Consider the following 20,071-nt stretch of genomic DNA (forward strand, 5'->3'; position numbering starts at 1 on the left):
CTGCCATGTCCGTTGTTGAACCGTCCGATACACCGTCACTGTCCGGTGACGGCCCCCCAGACGCGCGCGAAGAACGCGTATTTTCTGTGCCCATGTTGTGTCTTGTGGCGTTCTTTATCGGGATCGTCGCAGCCATTGGCGCGGTTTTCTTCCGATATCTGATCTCGGTCGTTCATAATCTTTTCTACTACGGAAAATTTTCGACCGTTTACGACGCCAACCAGTTTGCCGATGCCAGTCCTCTTGGCGCTCTGGTCATTCTCGTACCCGTCGTCGGCGGTTTGATCGTGGTGTTTCTGGTGAAGACCTTCGCTCCGGAGGCCAAGGGGCACGGCGTGCCGGAGGTGATGTTCGCGGTCTACCACAAGAAGGGCGACGTTCGCGGCGTGGTGGCGCTGGTGAAATCCTTTGCCTCGGCGATTTCCATCGGAACCGGTGCATCCGTCGGCCGCGAGGGGCCGATCATCCAGATCGGCGCCTCCTTCGGTTCAACGATCGCCCGGGCGCTGCATTTGCCGCGCTGGCAAAAGATCACGCTGCTTTCTGCAGGGGCCGGGGCGGGGATTGCCGCCACCTTCAACACGCCGCTTGGCGGGGTGCTCTTTGCTGTCGAGATGCTGTTGCCCGAGGTCAGCAACCGGACATTCCTGCCCGTGGTCGTTGCCACGGCGACAGCCACATACGTTGGCCGGATTGCCTTTGGTCTCGACCCGGCCTTTATCGTGCCGATTTCCGCGGAAGAGGCTATCGAAGCCATCGCGCCGATCCAGCTGGGCGCCTATGCACTGCTCGGCGTCCTGGCCGGCATTGCCTCCTGGGCTTTCATTCGCACGCTCGCCTGGTGCGAGGACCTGTTCCCCAAGCTCCCGGGCAATGATTACACCCAGAACATCATCGGCATGCTGATCATCGGCACGCTCAGCTATGTCCTGATGCTCACCACCGGGCATTACCACACCGCAGGCGTTGGCTATGCCACGATCCAGGATATCCTGAACTCGACCCCTTATACGTTCATACTGCTGGCTGTTCTCTTCATTGCGAAAATCATCGCGACATCAATCAGCCTTGGTGCGGGGGCCTCCGGCGGTGTCTTCTCGCCGTCGCTGTTTATTGGTGCGACGCTTGGCGGAATGGTCGGTGTCCTGTGTTCCTATCTGTTCCCGGACAGCGGATTTACGGCGGTGGAATTCGCCCTTGTTGGCATGGGAGCGCTTGTGGGCGGTGCAACCGGCGCATCGATGACTGCCATCGTGATGATCTTCGAGATGACCCGGGACTATAACGTCATCGTGCCGCTGGTCCTGGCGGTCGCGATTGCGGTCGGTGTCCGGCGCTGGCTGATCAAGGACAACATCTACACGGTCAAGCTGCGCCATCGCGGCAAACCGATTCCGCTCAACCGGCACACCAACATGTATCTGGTGCAGCCGATCAAGGAAGTGATGGCAAAGAACTTCGTGATTCTGCCGCTCGATACACCTGTCCAGGAAGCGATTTCCGCCGTGAGTGCCGATGGCGGATCCCACATCATCGCGTCCGACGGGCCCCGGATTGCCGGTTTTGTGCGCCTCGGCACCATTCCTTACCAGGCCGACCGCTTCGCCGGGCAAACGCTGCGCGCGATCCTCTCAAGCGATTTCGTGATTGCACCGGCAACCAACATCATGAATTCGGTGATCACGCGCATGAACAACCGCAACCGCAGTTGCGCGATCATCGTGTCGGGCGATGGCCGTATTCCGCGTCCGGATGATGTGGTCGGGGTGGTCGATTCCAAGGAAATCGCCGGCGTCGTCGTCTCCAACCACTACGGCTGAGGCCATCGGTTCGGATGTCAGCCCGTGGAGTGGTTTGCTGCTCCACGGGCTTTTGTTTTCGCGTCGATCAGTTGCTCAGGGCTTCTTGCGGATCTCGATATGGCGTCCCGCCCGTTCCGGGCGCGGCAGACTGGCATGAGCTTGCGACAGGGCCGTCAGGTTGGCCGCAATGTCCTCCGGCCAGGGAGCGACCTTGCGGGCGTTCATGTCGACATGAAGGCTCAGTTGTTCTGATGTCGCCGACAGCCAGCCTTCCTCGGCGTGGCGCAGTTCCTGATAGAAATGCGCACGCTTGGCGTCGAAATCGACAAGCTGAAGCGTCGCGATCACCTTCATGCCGGCGCTGAGTTCGCGCAGGTAGCACACATGTACCTCTGCGGTGAAGAACGAGCCGCCACGGGTCTTCACATAGTCGGGACCCATGCCGAGACGGTGAAAGACCTCATCGACAGCCGTATCGAACAGGACGTTGTAATAGGCCATGTTCAGATGGCCGTTGTAATCGATCCAGTCGTCCCTGACCGTCATGATTTCGCTTTCCACCGGCTTTGCGTCCCAAGTCACCTTCACAATCCTCCTTGCGCCATTGTGTCCAACCTTGCGGGAAATGCCCATTAGGCTTTGACCTTTCGGGCCGGGACTAACATATTCGGTTTTTTACCGCGCAGACAAAAGCGCGGCCCCAGGAGGAAAGAGAATGCCGGAATTGGCAACCGCGTCCGACGGAGCGCAAGTCCTTGAAAAGAATGGCGCGATCGGCGCTGCCATCGAAATGCTGACGGGCCTGTTCAAGGACCGTTGCTCCACGTCCATGGCTCTGCGGGAACAGCATGGCCACACCACCACCTGGTTGAAGAATCAGCCGCCCGATGCCGTTGTCTTTGCGGAGACGACCGAGGAAGTCGCCGAAGCCGTCAAGATTTGCGCGGCTCACAAGGTTCCCGTGATCGCATTCGGCACGGGGTCTTCGCTTGAAGGGCATGTGAATGCACCGTTCGGCGGCGTTTCCATAGACCTGTCCCGCATGAACAACATTCTGGAGGTCAACGCGCAGGATCTGGATTGCCGGGTCGAGGCCGGGGTAACACGCAAGCAGCTCAACAGCTTTATTCGCGACACCGGCCTGTTCTTTCCGATCGACCCGGGGGCGGATGCCAGCATCGGCGGCATGGCGGCGACCCGTGCATCGGGCACCAACGCCGTTCGATACGGCACGATGAAAGACGCAGTCCTCGGCCTCACCGTGGTGACCGCGGACGGACGGATCATCAAGACGGGTGGTCGGGCGAAGAAGTCCTCGGCGGGTTATGATCTGACCCGGCTTTTTGTCGGCTCGGAAGGCACGCTCGGCATCATCACCGAGTTGACCTTGCGCCTGAACGGTCAGCCGGAAGCGATTTCCGGTGGCGTCTGCCCGTTCCCGGATGTGGCGTCCGCCTGTAATGCTGTGATCACCACCATCCAGATGGGTCTGCCTGTAGCGCGTATCGAGCTTCTGGATGAAGTTCAGGTGCGCGGCTGCAACATCTATTCCAAGCTGGATCTGCCTGAAACTCCGACGCTTTTCCTTGAGTTCCACGGCTCTGAAGCCGGGGTGCAAGAGCAGTCGGAAACTTTTTCGGCGATTGCCGAGGAGTTTGGCGGCGGGCCGTTCAAATGGGCGACAGCGGCCGAAGACCGGACGAAACTTTGGGCAGCCCGGCATGACGCCTATTGGGCGGGCAAGTCGCTGAAGCCTGAAGCCAGCATCATGGTGACGGACGTGTGCGTGCCGATCTCGCGGCTTGCGGACTGCGTTGCCGCCACGGCCGAGGATATCCGCAACGAAGGTTTCCTGGCGCCGATCGTCGGGCACGTGGGTGACGGTAACTTCCACGTTCAGATCCTGGTCAACCTGGACGATCCGGAAGAAAAGCAACGGACGGAAGACTTTGTCGGACGGCTTGCGCTCAGGGCGATCGCCATGGGCGGCACCTGCACCGGCGAACATGGTGTCGGCCAGGGCAAGCAGAAATACATGGCCAAGGAACATGGCGAGGCGCTTGACGTGATGCGCGCTGTCAAACAGGCGCTCGATCCTGACAATTTGATGAATCCCGGCAAGATCCTGCCGCAGTCATGATATTGTATCGAATCAGTTCAATAAGCTCGTTTTGCTCCGCCGGACGCCGCAAGGCGGCGATCCGGCCAGCGCCGGAAATCCTGTGTTTGCACTGCAGCAGGGATCGGCTACATCTATCCGGTACGATATCCGGTGACTTTGGAGAACAAGGAGACAAGGCCTGAACTCCGTCTACATCACGTTGGGTGTAACAGTCATTCTGGTGCTGGTGGCAGCGCTGGTCGGGCCGTTCTTTATCGACTGGACCGTCTATCGGTCGACTTTCGAAAGCTATGCGGAGCGCGCGCTCGGGCACAGGGTGACTGTGCTGGGGGAGGCGGACCTGCGGCTTCTGCCTGCGCCCTCCATCAGTTTTTCCGACGTGCGTGTCGGTGGTGCCGAAGATCCGCTGCTGGTGGTGTCGCGCTTCGACATGCGCATCGAGCTTCCGTCGCTGCTGAAGGGCGAGATTCGGGTTCTCGACATGGAGCTCGATCGTCCGCACCTGTCACTTTCACTTGATGAGGCTGGTCGACTGGACTGGCTGACGGCGATGACGTCGAGCGGCGCCATAGCCAAACTGGCACCGGATGACCTGTCCTTCGAAAAGGTGACGATCCGTGACGGCGCATTGACGATCGTCGATGCGCGGTCCGGCGAAATCAACCGGATCGATGACGGAAATCTGGTCGTGTCCGCACGCTCGCTGGAAGGCCCGTTCCGGGGCGCCGGCAGTCTCACGCTGAATGGTGCGCCCTATACGGTCAGTCTTGCAACTGGCCGCGCACAGGAAAACGCCGGACTGCGCGTCAAAGGCGAAGTCACGCCCACCAACAGGCCGGTGAACTTTGCTTTCGACGGTCAGCTTCAGGTGGCCGACGCCGCGCCCGAATTCGACGGCCGCTTCACCATCGCCTCTGTTGCGCTGGAAGAAAACGATCCGAATATCTGGCAAGCGGAAGGGCAGTTCACTGCCGATATCGCCGAGGTGGCGGTTCCCGAATTCGAGTTCCGCTATGGTCCCGAAGACCGGCGCCTGAGCATGACCGGCAATGCGGATCTGATCTATGCCGGTGAAAAGCGTTTTGAAATCCGTGCGAAGTCGAAGCAGGTCGATCTGGACAGGTTGCTGGGCGGCGGACCTCAATCACCCGTCGACATCAACGAGGCGGCGACACGGCTGATTGCTGCCCTGCGTGTCGTGCCGCTGCCGTCCATCGACGGTGCTGTATCCATGGATGTTCCGGCGCTGGTGGCCGGTGGTGGCATCATCCAGAATGTTCGCCTGGATCTTGAAACCATGCTGGGCGGCTGGCGCGTCGCACGCCTTGCCGGACGCCTGCCGGGCCGCACGACGGTTGCCACCCAGGGCGACCTCGGCCTCGAGCCGTCTTTGACCTATCGCGGTGCGGTGTCTATCAGCTCGGACCAGCCGGGGTCGCTTCTCAGCTGGTGGCGGCAGAAGGAAGCCGGCGTCGGTACTATCGAACCGGTTTCCTTGGAAGGGCGCTTGAACCTGGTGCCCGAAGGAGCGGCGCTGGACAATCTGCGTCTGACCATTGCCGGTTCCGAAGCCCGCGGCGGCCTGGCTTACCGCATTCCACGCAGCGGCAATTCGGAATTCTCGCTCTCTCTGGAAGCAGACCGGCTCGATCTGGACCAGATCGAAAACCTGGCTGCCCTGCTTCACCCTCAGGCTGTCGAAGCGGGGGAACCGGCAGATCCAAAGGGGCTCGATGTTTCCTTGCGCCTTCGTGCCAAACAGGTGGTGGCACGCGGTGTCGAGGGCGAAGGTCTGGCGCTGGAGGCAGAATATTCGGACGGCGGTGTCAGGATCGACAGGCTGTTTGCAAATGACCTTGCAGGCGCCCGGCTCGATGTCTCCGGCGATATCCGCAATCTCTTTTCGGCGCCCGAGGGAGCTGTGTCCGGAACGCTGGACGCCCGGGACCTGTCCGGTCTTGTTGCGCTGGCAGGCGGGTTGTTTCCCGAAACCGTCTTTGTTGAACGGCTGGAGCGCGCAGCCGCAAGTCTGGTGCCTGCCAAGTTCGATGCCGAGTTGAAGGCGGCTGCGGTTGGCGAAGCAACGGACATGACACTGCGCCTGGATGGGAGCGCGGGCGGCGCCGACGCTGCGATCAATGCCGAGCTCAAGGGCCGGGTCGACCAGTGGCACGATGCCGAAGTTGCTGTCGGTGTGGAACTGAAGGGCCCGGATGGCGGCCGGCTTCTGCAGCAGCTCGGGTTTGATGTCATTCCTCTGGAAGCTGCCGGAACAGGCCATCTGGCGCTGAATGTTTCCGGCATCCCGGCAACGGGGCTGGCCACCGACCTTTCCACGGAGATCGGCGGATCCAGCGTTGAAGCCAACGGAACCTTGACCCTGAAAAAGGATGAGGCGCCGGAATACCTTGTTTCGGTGACCGCAGAGACAGCGGACCTTGGCCCACTGGCGTTGATGGCCGGCCGGGTCCTGCCGGTCATGAGCGGCACGATCCCTGCAGCGCTTTCGGTCGATGTCGAAGGGATTGGCAGCTCGATGGCTGTCAGCAGGGCCGAAGGCTCGCTCGGAACGACGACGTTCGAAGGTCGTCTGGAAGGCGACCTTGAACCGGCACCGGGCGAACGTAACAGACGTTTCTCCGGTGAGATAACGGTGTCCGAGGCCGATCTGCGCACAATGACGGAACTGGTCCTTGGTCCCGATCAGTGGTTTTCGGCGGGGGACGGTTCAAGCATCTGGCCGACAACCCCGTTCGGGTCGCCGCTTCTGGATGGCCTCGACCTGACCATGCAGTTCAAGGCAGACAGAATGCTGCTGGACGAGGACACCGCCATTACCGGTCCGAGTGCCGAAATTCGTCTGTCTCCCAGCCTGTTCCGCCTCGATGGACTGCAGGGAGCCTTCGCCGGTGGTCAGCTTGACGGCAGCCTCTCGATACGCCGGACCGAGGCGGAGGCCGCGGCTTCCGGCCGGGTGAAACTGGACAATGCCGATCTGAGGCAGGTGTCCTGGCGGCCGGACAACAGGGCGGTCGCTTCCGGCACGCTCGACCTTTATCTGGAATTCGAAGGGGCGGGACGCTCGATCTCGGCAATCGTGTCAGGCCTCAACGGCGGCGGCACGTTCTCGATGGAAAACGGCGACTTCCGCGGTCTAAATCCGCAGGCCTTCCCGCTGGTGACACGCGCGGTGGATGCGGGACTGGATCTTCAGGAGAACAAGATCCGTGACGTTTTCGTCAGCCACATGGCGGCGGGAAGTCTTCCGTTCAAGCGCGTTGACGGCACGCTGACAATGGTGGGCGGACGACTGAGCGCCCGCAACGTTGTTGTCGATGCCGAAAAGGCGGAGATCTTCGGCAGTGCCGAAGTCAATCTCGCCAGTTACGATCTCGATGCGGATTTCTCGTTGAAAGTCGATCCGGGCGAGGACGCGGTCACCGGTGCTGAACCACAGGTCGGACTGTTGTTCGAAGGGGCGGTCGAGGCTCCGGAACGCCGCATCGACATCGCGCCGTTTACCGCCTATCTCACCCTGCGTGCCTTTGAGCGGGAGGTTGAACGCGTCGAGAAGCTACAGGCGGAAATTCTGGAACGTGACCGGCTTGTGCGGGAACTGAAAAACCAGCGGGAAGGCGAAGCCCGCCGGGAACGTCAGGCAGCCCGGGCGGCCGAAGAAGAGCAGCTTCGTCTTGAGCAAGAGCAGTCCGGAGAAGACATTCAGCCTCAGCCTGATCCGGACAAGCAGGAAAATTCAGCCCTTCCGCAAAAGACCGACGATGCGCCGCGCAGGGAAACCCGCGCCGCGCCGCCGCCAGTGCCTGCGCCAGCCCCGGCACCGGCCCCGGCTGTTGCCGCGGCTCCCTTTGCAGCGCGCATTCGGGCCGTGTTGGAGACGCCGGATCTGGAAGACCTGACCGCAGCGCCAGATACTGCCCCGGTCACCAATCCTTCGAACAGCCTGCCACCCCTGGACCCGCCGGTTTCCATTGAAGACCTTCTGACACGCGACGTCGGCTCGCCGCTGGTCCTGCCCGGCGCGCAGTGACAGGCTGGTACGACGGGCCTTCGCTCGTCGATATTGGGCAGGTGTTGCCTGAAGCCCATTGAACGGCGATCGGAAAAGAAGCCGCCAGTCCTTTTCACTCAAAGTTTCAGCAATCTCTCCTCATCCTGAGGAAGTGCGCAGCGCTGTCTCGAAGGATGGGCGGCACACTCTTGAGCAAGTGGCCCATCCTTCGAGACGCGCGCAAGCGCGCTCCTCAGGATGAGGGAGATGTATGTTGCAGAGGCGGCAAGAGGGCTGAAGCTCAGAGGCAGTTCGGGCACTTCTAGCAGCGCTGTGGGCAGGCGAAAAGCAGGGGACCGGAAATCAGATTGTCAGCCGTTCATCCCTCCGAAATCAGACCAGCTTCCATTTGGACCCGTTTCAAGGCCCAGACCCTGACTGCCGAAGACAACGGGTCTTCCGGGTCGCGGTTGTCGTCGATTTCGGCAATCAGTCCGGCGAGGGACTTGTTCGCGGCGTCGGCGTAGGCGTCGACGACGTCCCAGAATTCCGGTTCCAGCGCCAGGCTGGTGCGGTGGCCATGAAGGGAGAGGGAGCGCTTTAACAGAGCCATTGGCGGTCAGCTGCGATCGTCGGAAGAGCCCGGGCCAGAAGGATCGGCTTCGATTTTGTCTGCGTCTGTTGTTGCTTTATCGGATTGTTCGGCATCCGGGCCGTCAGGTTTTTCCAGAAGATGCCCGTCGACGTGGGCATCCAGCGTTTCCCGCCGCTGACGGGCCGCCTCACGTTCGGCTTTGGACCGGCCATACTTGCGCCGGTTGTCCTCGGCCGTCTTTTCCTTGTCCTGACGGTTCTTCTGCTTGCGCACCATGCGCAGATTGATGATCTCCGCGCTCATGGGAAAGGCTCCCGATCTCAGGTCTTCTTGCGGAATGCATCCAGGGAAACGACTTCGCCGCCACCGTCACTGCTTTCGGCAGCTTGCACGGCAGGTTTCGCCTTGGTGTCTGCCGTTGCAGCTTCCTTGTCGCCCGCGCCGTCGTCCTGTCTGGCTTCGTTGTCGGCATGTTCCTGCTCGGCCCTGGCGAGTTCTTCCACGGCTTCCAGCAGCTCTTCCGGCAGTTCTTCCGCCGTCTTGCCGGGATCGAACTCCAGCGCGAACTGTACGGACGGATCGAAGAAACCCTTGATGGCAGAAAAAGGCACCAGCAGCTTTTCCGGCACGCCGCCAAAGGACAGACCAACCTCGAACGCATGTTCGCCGATGGCAAGATCCCAGAACTGGTGCTGCAGCACGATGGTCATTTCCTGCGGATAGCGCTCCTTGAGCCGCTGGGAAATGCGCACGCCAGGGGCATTGGTGTCGAACGCGATGTAGAAGTGATGGTCTCCGGGCAGCCCGGTACGACCGACTTCGGCAAGTATTTTCTTCACCGCTCCACGCAGCGCGTCCTGGATCAGAATATCGTATCGCAGAAGGTCTTCAGACATCGGTTTTCGTCGAATCTCGCTGGAAAAGTCCACTATCAGGAGCACATTGACGGGCCGAGATCAAAAAGAAAAGGCTCTTTTCCAAGTGAACCCAGATTAATGTGTGCAACCCGGCAATCATCGCTCATTGGTCATGCAACCTATGTAGGACGCTGCAAATACATGGGAAGATCAAGTGGAGGCTTCTGTTGCCAGGTGCCTCCGAACCCCGCCCGTGAGTGCTACCTCAAAGGACTTAGTGGACTACCGGCGCAGCGTTACGCTGCGACAGCGTTGTCCATAGCATAGTTGTCATTTGCAACTATTAAGAAAGCCCGATAACGGTGGTACAATGCCGAGCAAAAGCACAGTCTTTACGCCCTCGTCGATCCTATTTCGCCCCCGCCGAAACCCATGGAGTTTCCATAGCTTAGCCCCATGGGCTTGGGTGGAGGCGCCGGGTACCGCCCCCGGGTCCGATAGGTTTATTGCACTGACCATTTATTGCCATAGCTGGCGAACCAGCAGCCCTGATATAAGGTCTTCGGCCCTGAAATGAAAGAGGCTTCTGGCAAAGCATGTCGTTTGCCGGCTTGGCTCATGGCCATTCTTCCACAGCACGTGCCAAGTTGGGGAAAGTGCGGGGGAGGGGCTGTCTTTTCGGAAAAATCTGCCAAGTTAACCACAAACTCCAGATCTCCTGACCGCGAAGGCTTCCGCCGTGCAGCAATATCTCGATCTCTTGTCGAAAATCCTGGACGAAGGCGTTGATCGGGGCGACAGGACCGGAACGGGCACGCGCTCTATCTTCGGCCACCAGATGCGCTTCGATCTCTCGCTAGGCTTTCCCTGTGTCACGACAAAGAAGCTGCACCTGAAGTCGATCATTCACGAGCTGCTGTGGTTCCTCGCTGGCGATACCAACATTCGGTATCTGAAAGAAAACGGGGTGAAGATCTGGGACGACTGGGCGGACGAGAACGGCAATCTCGGGCCGGTCTATGGCTACCAGTGGCGGTCATGGCCGGCGCCGGACGGCAGGTCCATCGACCAGATCGCCAATCTGCTGAAGATGATCCGGACCAACCCGGAAAGCCGGCGGCTGATCGTCTCGGCGTGGAACCCGGCTCTGGTCGACGAGATGGCGCTGCCGCCGTGCCATTCGCTGTTCCAGTTCTACGTGGCTGACGGCAAGCTTTCCTGCCAGCTTTACCAGCGGTCGGCGGATGTCTTCCTGGGCGTGCCTTTCAACATCGCCTCCTATGCGCTGCTGACCATGATGGTGGCCCAGGTGACCGGCCTGAAGCCCGGCGACTTTGTGCACACGTTCGGTGATGCGCATCTTTATGCCAACCACTTCGACCAGGCCCGTGAGCAGCTCACACGTTCGCCGCGGCCCTTGCCGGAAATGAAGATCAATCCGGATGTCACGGATCTCTTTGCGTTCAAGTTCGAAGACTTCGAACTGACCGGCTACGATCCGCTCCCGCACATTGCCGCACCGATCGCGGTCTAGCCACCGGCTGTTTCAGCTCACTTCGAACCAGGTCATCATGCCCGATGCCGCATGACCGAGCATGTGGCAATGGATCAGCCATTTCCCGGGATTGTCCGCAACAAAGGCGATCTTGACGGTCTCGCGCGGCTGGCTTGTGAAGGTGTCGCGCCAGTCGGGGTTCTCCAGTTTCGTGCCATCGCGCTCGATGACGCGGAAATGATGGCCATGCAGGTGGATCGCATGCGGGAAAGCCGTGTCGTTCCGGCTTTCCAGAACGATCGTGTCGCCGCGCTTGGCGGAAAACATCGGATCATCTTCCATACCGGCCACACCGTTGAAAGCCCAGAAGAGTCCCTCGGACATCATCTGGCGCATGTCCATCTCGACGCCGTGTCTCATCATCGACTGCATGCCGCCCATGGCTCCACCCGCCATCACTAATGGCAGTTCCCAGGGAGAGCTCAGATCGGGTTCAGGCAACCGGTTCGGCGGTGGCAGCACGAGTGGCAGGTCTTCGCTTTCGGTTTCCGAGACGACGAAGTTGGCGAAGGTGAATGGCTTGCCGGTCATCATCTCGAATGGCAGCTTGCCGGTTTCCTGAGGTCGCAGCACCAGATCCATGCGCTGTGCCGGCGCCAGTTGCACAGTGCCCTCGATCTCCCGCGCGGTGTCAAAGGCCTGCCCATCGAGCCCGATTATCTTCGCACCAAACCGCGCCGGAGCCAGATCAAGGATACGCGCCGTGGAGGCGTTGATCAGGCGCAGCCGGTGCCAGCGGTCCTTCTTCAACGCAATGTCGGGCATCGAAGCGCCGTTGATGGTGAGCCAGTTGCCCAGACGTCCGGCATGGGCAAAGTCGTGCATGGCGCCGAAGCTTGCGGTTTCCAGGATACCGTTTTCGTCCAGACGCCAATCGTTGAGGATCAGCGTGATGTCGCAATCCGGGTCGAAGGACTGCTCGTCGTCCTCGACAATCAGTGCGCCCGCGAGGCCGCGCGGCACCTGGTTCCAGCTCATGTTGTGGGCGTGGTACCAGAAGGTGCCTGCGTCCGGCACGACAAAGTCGTAGTCGAAGCTTTCACCGGGGGCGACGGGGGGCTGGGTGAGGCCGGCAACACCATCCATGGCATTGTCGATGCGGATGCCGTGCCAATGGACCGAGGTGGGTTCGTCGAGGTTGTTGGTGAAGCGCACTCTGACGCGTTCGCCGCGCTTGACCTGTATCTGCGGACCGGGCAGCCGGTCGTTGTAGAGCCAGAGATCCGAGAGGCCGCCGTCCTTGCCATAAAGTCGGGCCTGTCCCTTGACCGCCGCAAGGTCGAAGAAACCTTCTTCGGTTTTTGCCAGAGCAAAGGCTGGTGACAAGGCGGCAAGACCTCCTGCCACAGATGCTTTCAAGAACGAACGCCGATCCACTCTCCCACCTTCCTGACGCAAGTTGCTTCTCCCCTTCACTATGGTGGTTCCAGTTGGTGGAAGGTCAAGCTCCTCGCACGGGAATAAACCTTTCAAATAACGCTCGCATTTGGCGATGAAACTGCCGACACTTCCTTCAGGTTTCACGCAAGGGAGCTCTCCATGAAGTCACCCGACGGTCTTTCGCTCTCACCCCACGCGGCGGCTGCCGAGCGTCGCGGGTTCGATACGTCCCTTGGCCGCAAGCTCTGCGCCGGTGCCGAGGCAGGTCTGTTGCCGCATCTTCATGTCGTGATTGCAGAACGCGGCGGTGAGACGGTTCTGGAAAGTTATGGCAAGGGAGAGGACGAAAACTGGGGCCGTCCGATCGGTGAGGTAACCTTCGGCCCCGAGACCCTTCACGACCTGCGTTCTATCACCAAATCCATCGTCAGCTTGCTCTATGGCATTGCACTGGAGCGGGGCGAGGTGCCGACGCTCGATACGCCGGTCCTGGAGCTTTTTCCCGAATATGCCGACCTTGCCGCGGATCCGAAACGCATGGAGCGGACCGTGGAGCACGCCTTGACCATGTCGCTCGGCATGGAGTGGGACGAGACCCGCCCCTATACCGATCCGGAAAACAGCGAAATCGCCATGGAAATGGCCCCGGACAGGTACCGCTACATTCTGGAGCGGCCGCTGGTGGGAGACCCCGGCACCCGATGGATCTACAGCGGCGGAGCCACCGCGCTGGTGGGCGAAATCCTGCAACGGGGAACGGGGCAGAAGCTGGCCGATTATGCAAGGGAACGTCTGTTTTCTCCACTTGGCATAACGCAATTCGATTGGTCTATCGGCCGGGATGGGGCCTATTCGCCGGCATCCGGGCTGAGGTTGGCTGCGCCGGATCTGCTCAAGATCGGACGTCTCGTTCTTGACAACGGTATCTGGCAGGGCCGGGAGATTGTTCCCGAAGCCTGGATCCGGGCTTCACTGCAGCCAATCATCGAAACCAGCGAAGGACCGGGATACGGCTATTTCTGGTTTTGCGGCCAGGTTCCTGTTCCGGCTCTTGGCGGCCCGACACGCTGGTTTGCCGGCTTCGGTAATGGTGGCCAGCGGCTCTGGCTGTGCCCCAAGGCCGATGTTGCGGCCGTCATCTATTCCGGCAATTACAACGACTGGTCGGCCTGGATCCCGCCGACCCGGGTCTGGAGCGAGATCATTCTGGCGAATTTACGGGAAGCGTAGCCTCGCCATTGAACGCCTGATCCTGACACCAATACATCCTCATCCTGAGGAAGCGCGCAGCGCTGTCTCGAAGGATGGGCTCCACACGCTGAATATGCCGCCCATCCTTCGAGACGCGAGCAGGCTCGCTCCTCAGGATGAGGGGAGAGGAGGCTAGGTTAAGTTAAGCGTGCGTGCTGGTTGCACTGATCCGCAATGCAGGGCGAAAGCTCGAAGCGTTTTTACCCCTGCCGATGCGCTTCCAAGAAGTCCCGGTACCACAGGGCACTGTTCTTCAGCGTACGGACCTGGGTGCCATAATCCACGTGAACAATGCCGAAGCGCATCTTGTAGCCTTCGGCCCACTCGAAATTGTCCATCAGGCTCCAGAGGAAATAGCCCTTCACCGGAACGCCTGCCTCGCGTGCATCGGCAATGGCACCGAAATGTTTTTCCAGATAGTCGATCCGGCGCTGGTCGTTGACGACACCGTCCTGCGGCTCGTCATTGTAACAGGCACCGTTTTCAGTGATGTAGCAGTCCGGAAGCGTGTAACGGGTGTCGAGATCCTTCAGGAGATCCGACAGGCCCTTTTCATAGACTTCCCAGCCGATATCGGTCAGCTCCGGCCCTGGAGTTGGGGGAACCGTCTCGGCCATTGGATAGACCGCGCTGGCATTGGTGTCTGCTTTCACGCGTAGCGGCGTGTAGTAGTTCAGCCCCCACCAGTCGAGAGGCTGGTGAATGGTTTCAAGGTCACCGTCGCGAATGTCCATGTGGTCGCCAAAGGCGCTGAGCACATCCGCCGGATAACTGCCCTCGAACATCGGTTCGAAGAAAATGCCGTTGTTGAACTGGAAGGCCCGGTCTACCGCTTGCCTGTCCTGCGGTGTGTCGCTGACCGGATAGACGGAATGGGCGTTGATGACGATGCCCATCGGCAGGTCCGGCTTTACGGCCCGGGCAGCCTGAACGCCCAGGCCATGTGCCAGGTTCAGCGTGTGCACACTGGCTGCGAACGCCTCGATGCTTTTTTCACCGGGAGCATGGATGCCGTAGAGATGGCTGAGATGACAGATGCACCAGGGCTCGTTGATGGTCGCCAGTGCGTCCATCCGGTCGCCGAGCCGTTTGACGACAATCTCTGCATAGTCCGCAAACGCTTCCGCCGTGCTGCGGGCGGTCCAGCCGCCGTCGCCCGCCAGGGTCAGCGGCAGATCCCAGTGGTACAGCGTCGGATAGACCTTCAGACCACGGGCAACCACGCCATCGATCAGCCGGTCGTAGAAGTCGAGACCCTTCTCGTTCACCGGGCCTCGGCCATCGGGAAGAATGCGCGGCCAGGCGATGGAAAATCGGTAGGCGTCGACGCCGAGTGACTTGATCAGATCCAGATCGCTTTCCCAAAGATGATAATGGTCGCAAGCCATGTCTCCGGAATGCCTCTGGTAAACGCGGCCGGGCATCTTCGAAAAGGCATCCCAGATGCTGGGTTTGCGGCCATCTTCGCTGGTTGCGCCCTCGATCTGATAGGCCGCGGTTGCAACACCGAACAGAAAATCGCCGGGAAAACGGAGCGCAAGGTCTTTGGGAAGTGCCATGGAAACTCATCTGGAGTGGAAACGCGAATGCGATGGTCATAGTTTCCAAAGCGCTTTGGATCAAGTGATTTCGTCTTGCGTTCTGGGCATTCTCCGCAGCCAATGTGTCAGGTCCGGTGCGCGTGAAGTGTCATCAGCCAGCGCCAGAAGGGGAGTGCAGGTTCAAAGAGCCTTGCAATCGCTTCGTGGCCGTTTGCCCCCTGAAGCGACCCGATATCGCTGACGTCTCGCCAAACGGCGAGGCCCTTGTGCCGGGCGAGACCACTGCGCGGGTGGTCCGCGGGAAAGCCGCGAGGAACCTTGGCAAGATCTGGGGCGGACATTTCAAACCCGGCAGCCGTCATATGGGCGATCAGATCTCCGATGTCCTCGCCGTTGTCCGTCTCGAGTGTCTGGAGAAACGATCCGAGCACCGGTTTTGAAAACCGCATGCACCCTGCGCCGGTGCGCACATGGTCGGCTTCCACGGACAGGAAGAAGCTGGGCGGTTGCGCGTCCTTGCCCTGGAAAGCGGTGTCCTGCGGCCAGAAGGCCATGCGGACGTGGGTGTTGTAGGGTGTCTTGTCCCTGGAAAAGCGCAGGTCCCTGTTGATGCGAAACTGCTTCGAGGTGAGGTTGTGGCCGCAAAGCCGCGAGAGCGTTTCGGCAAGCCTACGGCGAACCGCGTCGGCAGGATCCCTGACGAAGCGCTGGTAGTCGGCCTTGTGCCCTTCAAACCAGTCCCTGGTGTTGTTGGCGGCAAGCTCTTCCAGAAAGCGGAAGGTTTCTGGCTGAAAACCGACACCTGTCATTTTGCCGTCTTTCCGGCCTTCGGCTTTTTGGCCTTGGCAGCCTTGGGCGGCAGTGCGCTGACATAGGATCTGGCCATATCGATCCAGCTCTTCAGGTCTTCGTCGCTTTCGATCCCGTCCGGCTCGACCCGGATAAAGCCGGGCATGGGTCGGCCACCCATCTTGCAGACAGAGGCAAAGGGCCTTGCTACCGCCTCTTCCTGCTGTGCGGTTCCCACACGTGCCATCAGCCCGCGTTTGGAGGCGCAGACCAGCATGTTGCCGTCGATCATGAAACAGGTGGAGCCGAACATGCGCTTTTGCTCGACATTTTCATCCGGGATCAACGCGCGGGTGCGTTCGATCAAGACGGTTTCCATCAGGTCGGACATTCCGAAAGTCTCCTGGTCGTGGCGGTCCAGTTTCAAGGACGTGCCAAGGGGCGCTTATCCGACAGCCTGGCAAGAAAAATGTCTGCGATTTTTCCTGGCTCACGTTTCCATGCTAGGAGGCGTTTGAGGAATTGAAAACCGGATTCGGAGATGGCTTTGCCGGAACTTGTCTTGATTGCCGCGGTGGCACGAAACGGGATTATCGGGTCCGATAACGACATGCCCTGGCGGTTGCCGTCGGATCTGAAGTATTTCAAGCGGCTGACGCTTGGAAAGCCAGTGATCATGGGGCGCAAGACGTTTCTGTCGTTCGGCGGCAAGCCCTTGCCGGGACGTCCGCATGTGATTGTTTCCAGGGATCCGGAATATGCGCCGGAAGGTGCGGAAGCTGCGACGTCCCTTGAAGAGGCGCTGCGACGGGGAGCGGAACTTGCAGCGGATCTTGGTGTCGACCAGGTCTTGTGCATCGGCGGGGGGCAGCTTTACGCCCAGGCGATCGGCAAAGCCGACCGCCTCGAGATCACCGAAGTGGACGCGCAGCCGGCGGGAGACACCCGCTTTCCGGACATCGATCCGGCGGTGTGGCAGGAAGTCGGTCGCGAGCCGGGCCAGCGCACCGAACGCGACAGCGCAGATTTCACCTTCGTCTCCTACCGCCGCAAGGCTTGAATACCTATCGGATCCGTTGTCATGAGTTTACCCGCCAATCTAACGGCCAGATGGGCCACTTTCGATGAGCTAAGCCTCAACGACCTCTATCAAGTGCTCAAACTGCGCCAGGATATATTCATTCTGGAGCAGGCGTCTTTTTACGCCGACATCGACGGCAAGGACCAGACGGCGCTGCATTACCTCATCAAAGACGAGGAGGCCGGAGCGCTTCTGGGCGCAATCCGCCTGTTCACAGAACCGCAGCATGGCCGTGCCCGCATCGGCAGGGTGGTCCTTGCCAAGGCAGGCAGGGGGAGCGGGCTCGGGCGTCTCATGATGCAGGCCGGCATCGACAAGGCGGAGGCCCTGGTTCCGGGGTGCGAGATCCACGTTTCCGCACAGGCTTACCTGGAGGCTTTCTACGGTTCCCTGGGCTTTGCGACGGTGTCTGAAGAATACATTGAGGACGGTATTCTGCATGTCGACATGATCCGTTCCGCCAACGTGAACTGAGCCCGTCTTTTCGGGGCAAATTCCGGCGGGGTGCGGCCAAATGTTCCGTCGGTCTTGACAGTCTCTCCATTTACCACCACCTGCGGCACGGGAACACGCGGGTTTTGGGAGGTTTTTACGTGGGGCTTTCCGTTGAAAGCATACGGTAACCTCCCTATAACCAACGGTGAGTCAGAACGGGTGAAAATCCCTGTCCGGGATAACGTGCCGGACGACAAAGAAGGAAGTTTTGATGCCTTGGAGCAATCAGTCAGGTGGCGGTGGCCCCTGGAAAGGTGGCGGAAACAACGGCGGCCCTTGGGGCAGCGGCGGTGGCGGCGGCGGTAACGGCAACGGCCCGTGGGGTGGAGGCTCCAACCGTGGAGGCGGAAACCCACCCGATCTTGAAGAGCTCCTGAAACGTACCCAAGACCGCATGCGCAACGTCCTTCCGGGCGGTGGCGGCGGCGGCCTGGGTTTCATCGGCGGCGGGATCGTGGTCGGCGTGGCGCTTATCGTCTGGCTGGCTTTCGGCTTCTATGTTGTTGATGAAGGCGAGGTCGGTGTCGAGTTGGTACTCGGCAAGGTCGAGGATCAGACCCCTCCTGGCCTGAACTACAACTGGCCTTATCCGATCGGTGAAGTTTACACCCCGAAAGTCGAACTGCAGCGCGAAACCACTGTTGGCACCGAAGAAAACGTCAGCAGCTCCGGCGTTGTGCGCGCACGCGATGTTCAGGAAGAAAGCCTGATGCTGACCGGCGACGAAAACATCGTCGACGTCGGTTTCAAGGTCCTGTGGCGTATCCGGAATACCAACGAGGGTATTGCCGACTTCCTGTTCAATATCCAGGATCCGGAAGCGACCGTGAAAGCCGTGGCCGAAAGCGCGATGCGTGAGGTAGTCGGCGGATCGAAGATCGACTCCATCCTGACGGAAAATCGTGTTTCCATCCAGAACGACGTTGCCAGCCTGATGCAGAAGACACTCGACAGCTATCAGTCGGGTATCGAGATCGGCGAAGTCCAGATGCAGCGCGTTGACCCGCCTGCGCAGGTTATCGACGCCTTCCGCGACGTGCAGGCCGCACGTGCCGACGAAGAGCGCATCAGCAACGAGGCCAAGGCCTACGCCAACCGGGTGGTCCCGGAAGCGCGCGGTGAAGCAGCACGCGTTCTGGAAGCGGCAAACGCCTACAAGGACCAGACCATTGCCGAGGCAACCGGTCAGTCCCAGCGTTTCACCAAGATCTACGAAGAATACAGAAAAGCACCGGACGTGACCCGTGAGCGTCTGTATCTCGAAACCCTGGAAAAAGTTTTGGGCTCGAACAACAAGATCATCATCGACAGCGACTCGACAGGCTCCGGCGTGTTGCCGTACCTGCCGCTGAATGACCTTAACGGGCGTCAGACCGCCCCTGCACAGCGCGCGGGAGGCAACTGATCATGCGTAGTGGTATTCTTGCAATCGTCCTGCTGATCGCAGCGGTCGTCGCCTACCTTTCGGTCTTCATCGTCAATCCGACCCAGCAGGCGCTTGTCCTGCAGTTCGGTAAGATCGTCGAACAGCCGAAGAAGGAACCGGGTCTCTACTTCAAGATCCCGTTCGTTCAGAACGTCGTCTACTTCGACAAGCGCATCCTGAACCTGAACATGCCGCCGCTTGAGCCGATCACCTCGGACAAGAAGCGTCTGATCGTGGATGCTTTCGCGCGGTACCAGATCTCCAATCCGGTGCTGTTCTATCAGCGTGTCCAGAATATCCAGACCGCCAACCGGCGTCTGTCGACGTTCCTGCAGTCCTCGCTGCGTTCCGAAGTCGGCCGCACCAGCTTCGTGGCACTTGTTCGCGACGACCGTACCGGCGTGATGGAAAACATTCGTCGCGATATCGATGCCAATGCCGAACAGCTCGGCATCGAGGTGATCGACGTGAAGATCCGCCGTGCGGATCTGCCGGACGCCAACTCGCAGGCAATTTACGCCCGCATGCAGACCGAGCGTCAGCAGGAAGCCACGGAAATCCGGGCACAGGGTGAAGAAGCTGCGCGCAGGATCCGGTCCCGTGCGGATCGCGACGCGACCGTTCTTGTTGCTGAAGCACGCCGTGACTCGGAAATCATGCGTGGTACCGGTGATGCTGAAAGAAACAGGATCTTTGCCGAGGCATTCGGTGCCGATCCGGAATTCTTCGCCTTCTACCGGTCCATGCAGGCCTATGAGGCGGGATTGCGGTCCGGCGATACCAGCCTGGTGCTGTCGCCTGATTCAAGCTTCTTCCGCTTCTTCAAGGACCCGACCGGTATCTTGCCGGCTCCGGGTACTGATGGAAACGGTAGCCAGGGCGTATCCGACCGGAATCCGTCGCTCGCTGCACAATGAGCGAACTGGTAACGGCGCTCGGCCTGGTCCTGGTGCTTGAAGGTGTTCTCTACGCGCTTGTGCCCGGTGGCATGAAGTCCATCATGCGCAGCGCGCTGGAGACACCGGACCAGACCTTGCGGGCAACTGGCCTGATCGTGGCGGTTATCGGCGTATTTCTTGTGTGGATCATTCGCGGATAACGAAAAGTTTTCGGGCGGGAGGCGCAAAATCTTCCCGCCCGTTCTATATTCTGAACCAAGGACCGGAAC

18 protein-coding genes and 1 other RNA gene are annotated in these 20,071 nt (G+C 60.1%); 10 read left to right on the forward strand and 9 right to left on the reverse strand.

Annotated elements, in window-relative coordinates; translation table 11 throughout:
- Window positions 1–5 precede the first annotated feature (5 nt).
- On the forward strand, window positions 6–1,820 hold the full coding sequence (locus ACP90_RS09375) for a chloride channel protein (protein WP_023014552.1): 1,815 nt from the start codon (window positions 6–8) through the stop codon (window positions 1,818–1,820).
- A gap of 75 nt (window positions 1,821–1,895) precedes the next feature.
- Here the strand turns inward: ACP90_RS09375 and ACP90_RS09380 are convergent, their stop codons facing one another.
- The gene (locus ACP90_RS09380) at window positions 1,896–2,348 is read right to left on the reverse strand and encodes a thioesterase family protein (RefSeq protein ID WP_197923246.1); all 453 of its coding nucleotides are present in this window, start codon (window positions 2,346–2,348) and stop codon (window positions 1,896–1,898) included.
- Window positions 2,349–2,517: 169 nt separating this feature from the next.
- Here ACP90_RS09380 and ACP90_RS09385 point away from each other — a divergent pair, with 169 nt between their 5' ends.
- Both ACP90_RS09385 and ACP90_RS09390 read left to right on the forward strand, forming a co-directional pair.
- Window positions 2,518–3,942 (forward strand): FAD-linked oxidase C-terminal domain-containing protein, encoded by a 1,425-nt coding sequence (locus tag ACP90_RS09385; protein WP_062488149.1) that lies wholly within the window; start codon window positions 2,518–2,520, stop codon window positions 3,940–3,942.
- Window positions 3,943–4,123: 181 nt separating this feature from the next.
- Window positions 4,124–7,972, forward strand: a complete 3,849-nt coding sequence (locus tag ACP90_RS09390; protein ID WP_062488151.1) for an AsmA-like C-terminal region-containing protein — start codon at window positions 4,124–4,126, stop codon at window positions 7,970–7,972.
- Window positions 7,973–8,312: 340 nt separating this feature from the next.
- Here ACP90_RS09390 and ACP90_RS09395 read toward each other — a convergent pair whose 3' ends face one another.
- From ACP90_RS09395 to ssrA, 4 genes are all read right to left on the reverse strand, one after another.
- Entirely contained in the window at window positions 8,313–8,546 is a 234-nt protein-coding gene (locus ACP90_RS09395) for a ribbon-helix-helix domain-containing protein (protein ID WP_023000517.1), read from the reverse strand.
- Window positions 8,547–8,552: 6 nt separating this feature from the next.
- Window positions 8,553–8,831 carry a DUF4169 family protein gene (locus ACP90_RS27950; protein ID WP_082809712.1) on the reverse strand — a complete coding sequence of 93 codons (279 nt, stop codon included), beginning with the start codon at window positions 8,829–8,831 and terminating at the stop codon, window positions 8,553–8,555.
- A 17-nt stretch (window positions 8,832–8,848) separates the two neighbouring features.
- On the reverse strand, window positions 8,849–9,424 hold the full coding sequence (locus tag ACP90_RS09405) for an SspB family protein (RefSeq protein WP_023000519.1): 576 nt from the start codon (window positions 9,422–9,424) through the stop codon (window positions 8,849–8,851).
- Between the two features lie 174 nt (window positions 9,425–9,598).
- Window positions 9,599–9,968: a transfer-messenger RNA gene (gene ssrA, locus ACP90_RS09410) on the reverse strand.
- A gap of 156 nt (window positions 9,969–10,124) precedes the next feature.
- On the opposite strand from ssrA, the gene ACP90_RS09415 reads away from it, so the two are divergent.
- The gene (locus ACP90_RS09415; protein ID WP_062488153.1) at window positions 10,125–10,919 is read left to right on the forward strand and encodes a thymidylate synthase; all 795 of its coding nucleotides are present in this window, start codon (window positions 10,125–10,127) and stop codon (window positions 10,917–10,919) included.
- Between the two features lie 12 nt (window positions 10,920–10,931).
- Here the strand turns inward: ACP90_RS09415 and ACP90_RS09420 are convergent, their stop codons facing one another.
- Window positions 10,932–12,299 carry a multicopper oxidase family protein gene (locus ACP90_RS09420; RefSeq protein WP_158514172.1) on the reverse strand — a complete coding sequence of 456 codons (1,368 nt, stop codon included), beginning with the start codon at window positions 12,297–12,299 and terminating at the stop codon, window positions 10,932–10,934.
- A gap of 180 nt (window positions 12,300–12,479) precedes the next feature.
- On the opposite strand from ACP90_RS09420, the gene ACP90_RS09425 reads away from it, so the two are divergent.
- A complete protein-coding gene (locus ACP90_RS09425) occupies window positions 12,480–13,550 on the forward strand; it encodes a serine hydrolase (RefSeq protein WP_082809713.1) in 1,071 nt (356 codons plus the stop codon).
- 221 nt (window positions 13,551–13,771) lie between these two features.
- On the opposite strand, the gene ACP90_RS09430 is transcribed toward ACP90_RS09425, so the two are convergent.
- From ACP90_RS09430 to ACP90_RS09440, 3 genes are all read right to left on the reverse strand, one after another.
- Window positions 13,772–15,130, reverse strand: coding sequence for a GH1 family beta-glucosidase (locus tag ACP90_RS09430; RefSeq protein ID WP_062488158.1), 1,359 nt, complete (start codon window positions 15,128–15,130; stop codon window positions 13,772–13,774).
- 107 nt (window positions 15,131–15,237) lie between these two features.
- Window positions 15,238–15,921 carry a DUF2461 domain-containing protein gene (locus ACP90_RS09435; RefSeq protein WP_062488160.1) on the reverse strand — a complete coding sequence of 228 codons (684 nt, stop codon included), beginning with the start codon at window positions 15,919–15,921 and terminating at the stop codon, window positions 15,238–15,240.
- Window positions 15,918–16,292: a TfoX/Sxy family protein gene (locus ACP90_RS09440; protein WP_145915746.1), complete on the reverse strand. Its 375-nt coding sequence runs from the start codon at window positions 16,290–16,292 to the stop codon at window positions 15,918–15,920. Before ACP90_RS09440 ends, ACP90_RS09435 begins: the two co-directional genes overlap by 4 nt.
- 150 nt (window positions 16,293–16,442) lie before the next feature.
- Here ACP90_RS09440 and ACP90_RS09445 point away from each other — a divergent pair, with 150 nt between their 5' ends.
- The 5 genes from ACP90_RS09445 to ACP90_RS09465 all read left to right on the forward strand — a co-directional run bounded on the left by ACP90_RS09445 (window position 16,443) and on the right by ACP90_RS09465 (window position 20,002).
- A complete protein-coding gene (locus tag ACP90_RS09445) occupies window positions 16,443–16,961 on the forward strand; it encodes a dihydrofolate reductase (RefSeq protein ID WP_062488164.1) in 519 nt (172 codons plus the stop codon).
- Window positions 16,962–16,982: 21 nt separating this feature from the next.
- Window positions 16,983–17,456, forward strand: coding sequence for a GNAT family N-acetyltransferase (locus ACP90_RS09450; RefSeq protein ID WP_062488166.1), 474 nt, complete (start codon window positions 16,983–16,985; stop codon window positions 17,454–17,456).
- Window positions 17,457–17,688: 232 nt separating this feature from the next.
- Complete coding sequence (gene hflK / locus ACP90_RS09455) at window positions 17,689–18,882, forward strand: FtsH protease activity modulator HflK (RefSeq protein ID WP_023000528.1); 1,194 nt, start codon at window positions 17,689–17,691, stop codon at window positions 18,880–18,882.
- A 2-nt stretch (window positions 18,883–18,884) separates the two neighbouring features.
- Window positions 18,885–19,820 (forward strand): protease modulator HflC, encoded by a 936-nt coding sequence (locus ACP90_RS09460; RefSeq protein WP_062488168.1) that lies wholly within the window; start codon window positions 18,885–18,887, stop codon window positions 19,818–19,820.
- Window positions 19,817–20,002 carry a DUF2065 domain-containing protein gene (locus tag ACP90_RS09465; RefSeq protein ID WP_023000530.1) on the forward strand — a complete coding sequence of 62 codons (186 nt, stop codon included), beginning with the start codon at window positions 19,817–19,819 and terminating at the stop codon, window positions 20,000–20,002. The genes ACP90_RS09460 and ACP90_RS09465 overlap by 4 nt, the downstream gene beginning before the upstream one ends.
- Window positions 20,003–20,071 lie beyond the last annotated feature (69 nt).

Origin of the sequence: Labrenzia sp. CP4 (assembly GCF_001579905.1) — a bacterium.
Classification (GTDB): domain Bacteria; phylum Pseudomonadota; class Alphaproteobacteria; order Rhizobiales; family Stappiaceae; genus Roseibium; species Roseibium algicola.

Bases quoted from the DNA above. Each gene is read 5' to 3' on its own strand.
- ACP90_RS09375 (WP_023014552.1), top strand. From the start codon at position 6: ATGTCCGTTGTTGAACCGTCCGATACACCGTCACTGTCCGGTGACGGC.
- ACP90_RS09380 (WP_197923246.1), bottom strand. From the start codon at position 2,348: ATGACGGTCAGGGACGACTGGATCGATTACAACGGCCATCTGAACATG.
- ACP90_RS09385 (WP_062488149.1), top strand. From the start codon at position 2,518: ATGCCGGAATTGGCAACCGCGTCCGACGGAGCGCAAGTCCTTGAAAAG.
- ACP90_RS09395 (WP_023000517.1), bottom strand. From the start codon at position 8,546: ATGGCTCTGTTAAAGCGCTCCCTCTCCCTTCATGGCCACCGCACCAGC.
- ACP90_RS27950 (WP_082809712.1), bottom strand. From the start codon at position 8,831: ATGAGCGCGGAGATCATCAATCTGCGCATGGTGCGCAAGCAGAAGAAC.
- ACP90_RS09405 (WP_023000519.1), bottom strand. From the start codon at position 9,424: ATGTCTGAAGACCTTCTGCGATACGATATTCTGATCCAGGACGCGCTG.
- ACP90_RS09425 (WP_082809713.1), top strand. From the start codon at position 12,480: ATGAAGTCACCCGACGGTCTTTCGCTCTCACCCCACGCGGCGGCTGCC.
- ACP90_RS09430 (WP_062488158.1), bottom strand. From the start codon at position 15,130: ATGGCACTTCCCAAAGACCTTGCGCTCCGTTTTCCCGGCGATTTTCTG.
- ACP90_RS09435 (WP_062488160.1), bottom strand. From the start codon at position 15,921: ATGACAGGTGTCGGTTTTCAGCCAGAAACCTTCCGCTTTCTGGAAGAG.
- ACP90_RS09440 (WP_145915746.1), bottom strand. From the start codon at position 16,292: ATGTCCGACCTGATGGAAACCGTCTTGATCGAACGCACCCGCGCGTTG.
- ACP90_RS09445 (WP_062488164.1), top strand. From the start codon at position 16,443: ATGGCTTTGCCGGAACTTGTCTTGATTGCCGCGGTGGCACGAAACGGG.
- ACP90_RS09450 (WP_062488166.1), top strand. From the start codon at position 16,983: ATGAGTTTACCCGCCAATCTAACGGCCAGATGGGCCACTTTCGATGAG.
- hflK (WP_023000528.1), top strand. From the start codon at position 17,689: ATGCCTTGGAGCAATCAGTCAGGTGGCGGTGGCCCCTGGAAAGGTGGC.
- ACP90_RS09460 (WP_062488168.1), top strand. From the start codon at position 18,885: ATGCGTAGTGGTATTCTTGCAATCGTCCTGCTGATCGCAGCGGTCGTC.
- ACP90_RS09465 (WP_023000530.1), top strand. From the start codon at position 19,817: ATGAGCGAACTGGTAACGGCGCTCGGCCTGGTCCTGGTGCTTGAAGGT.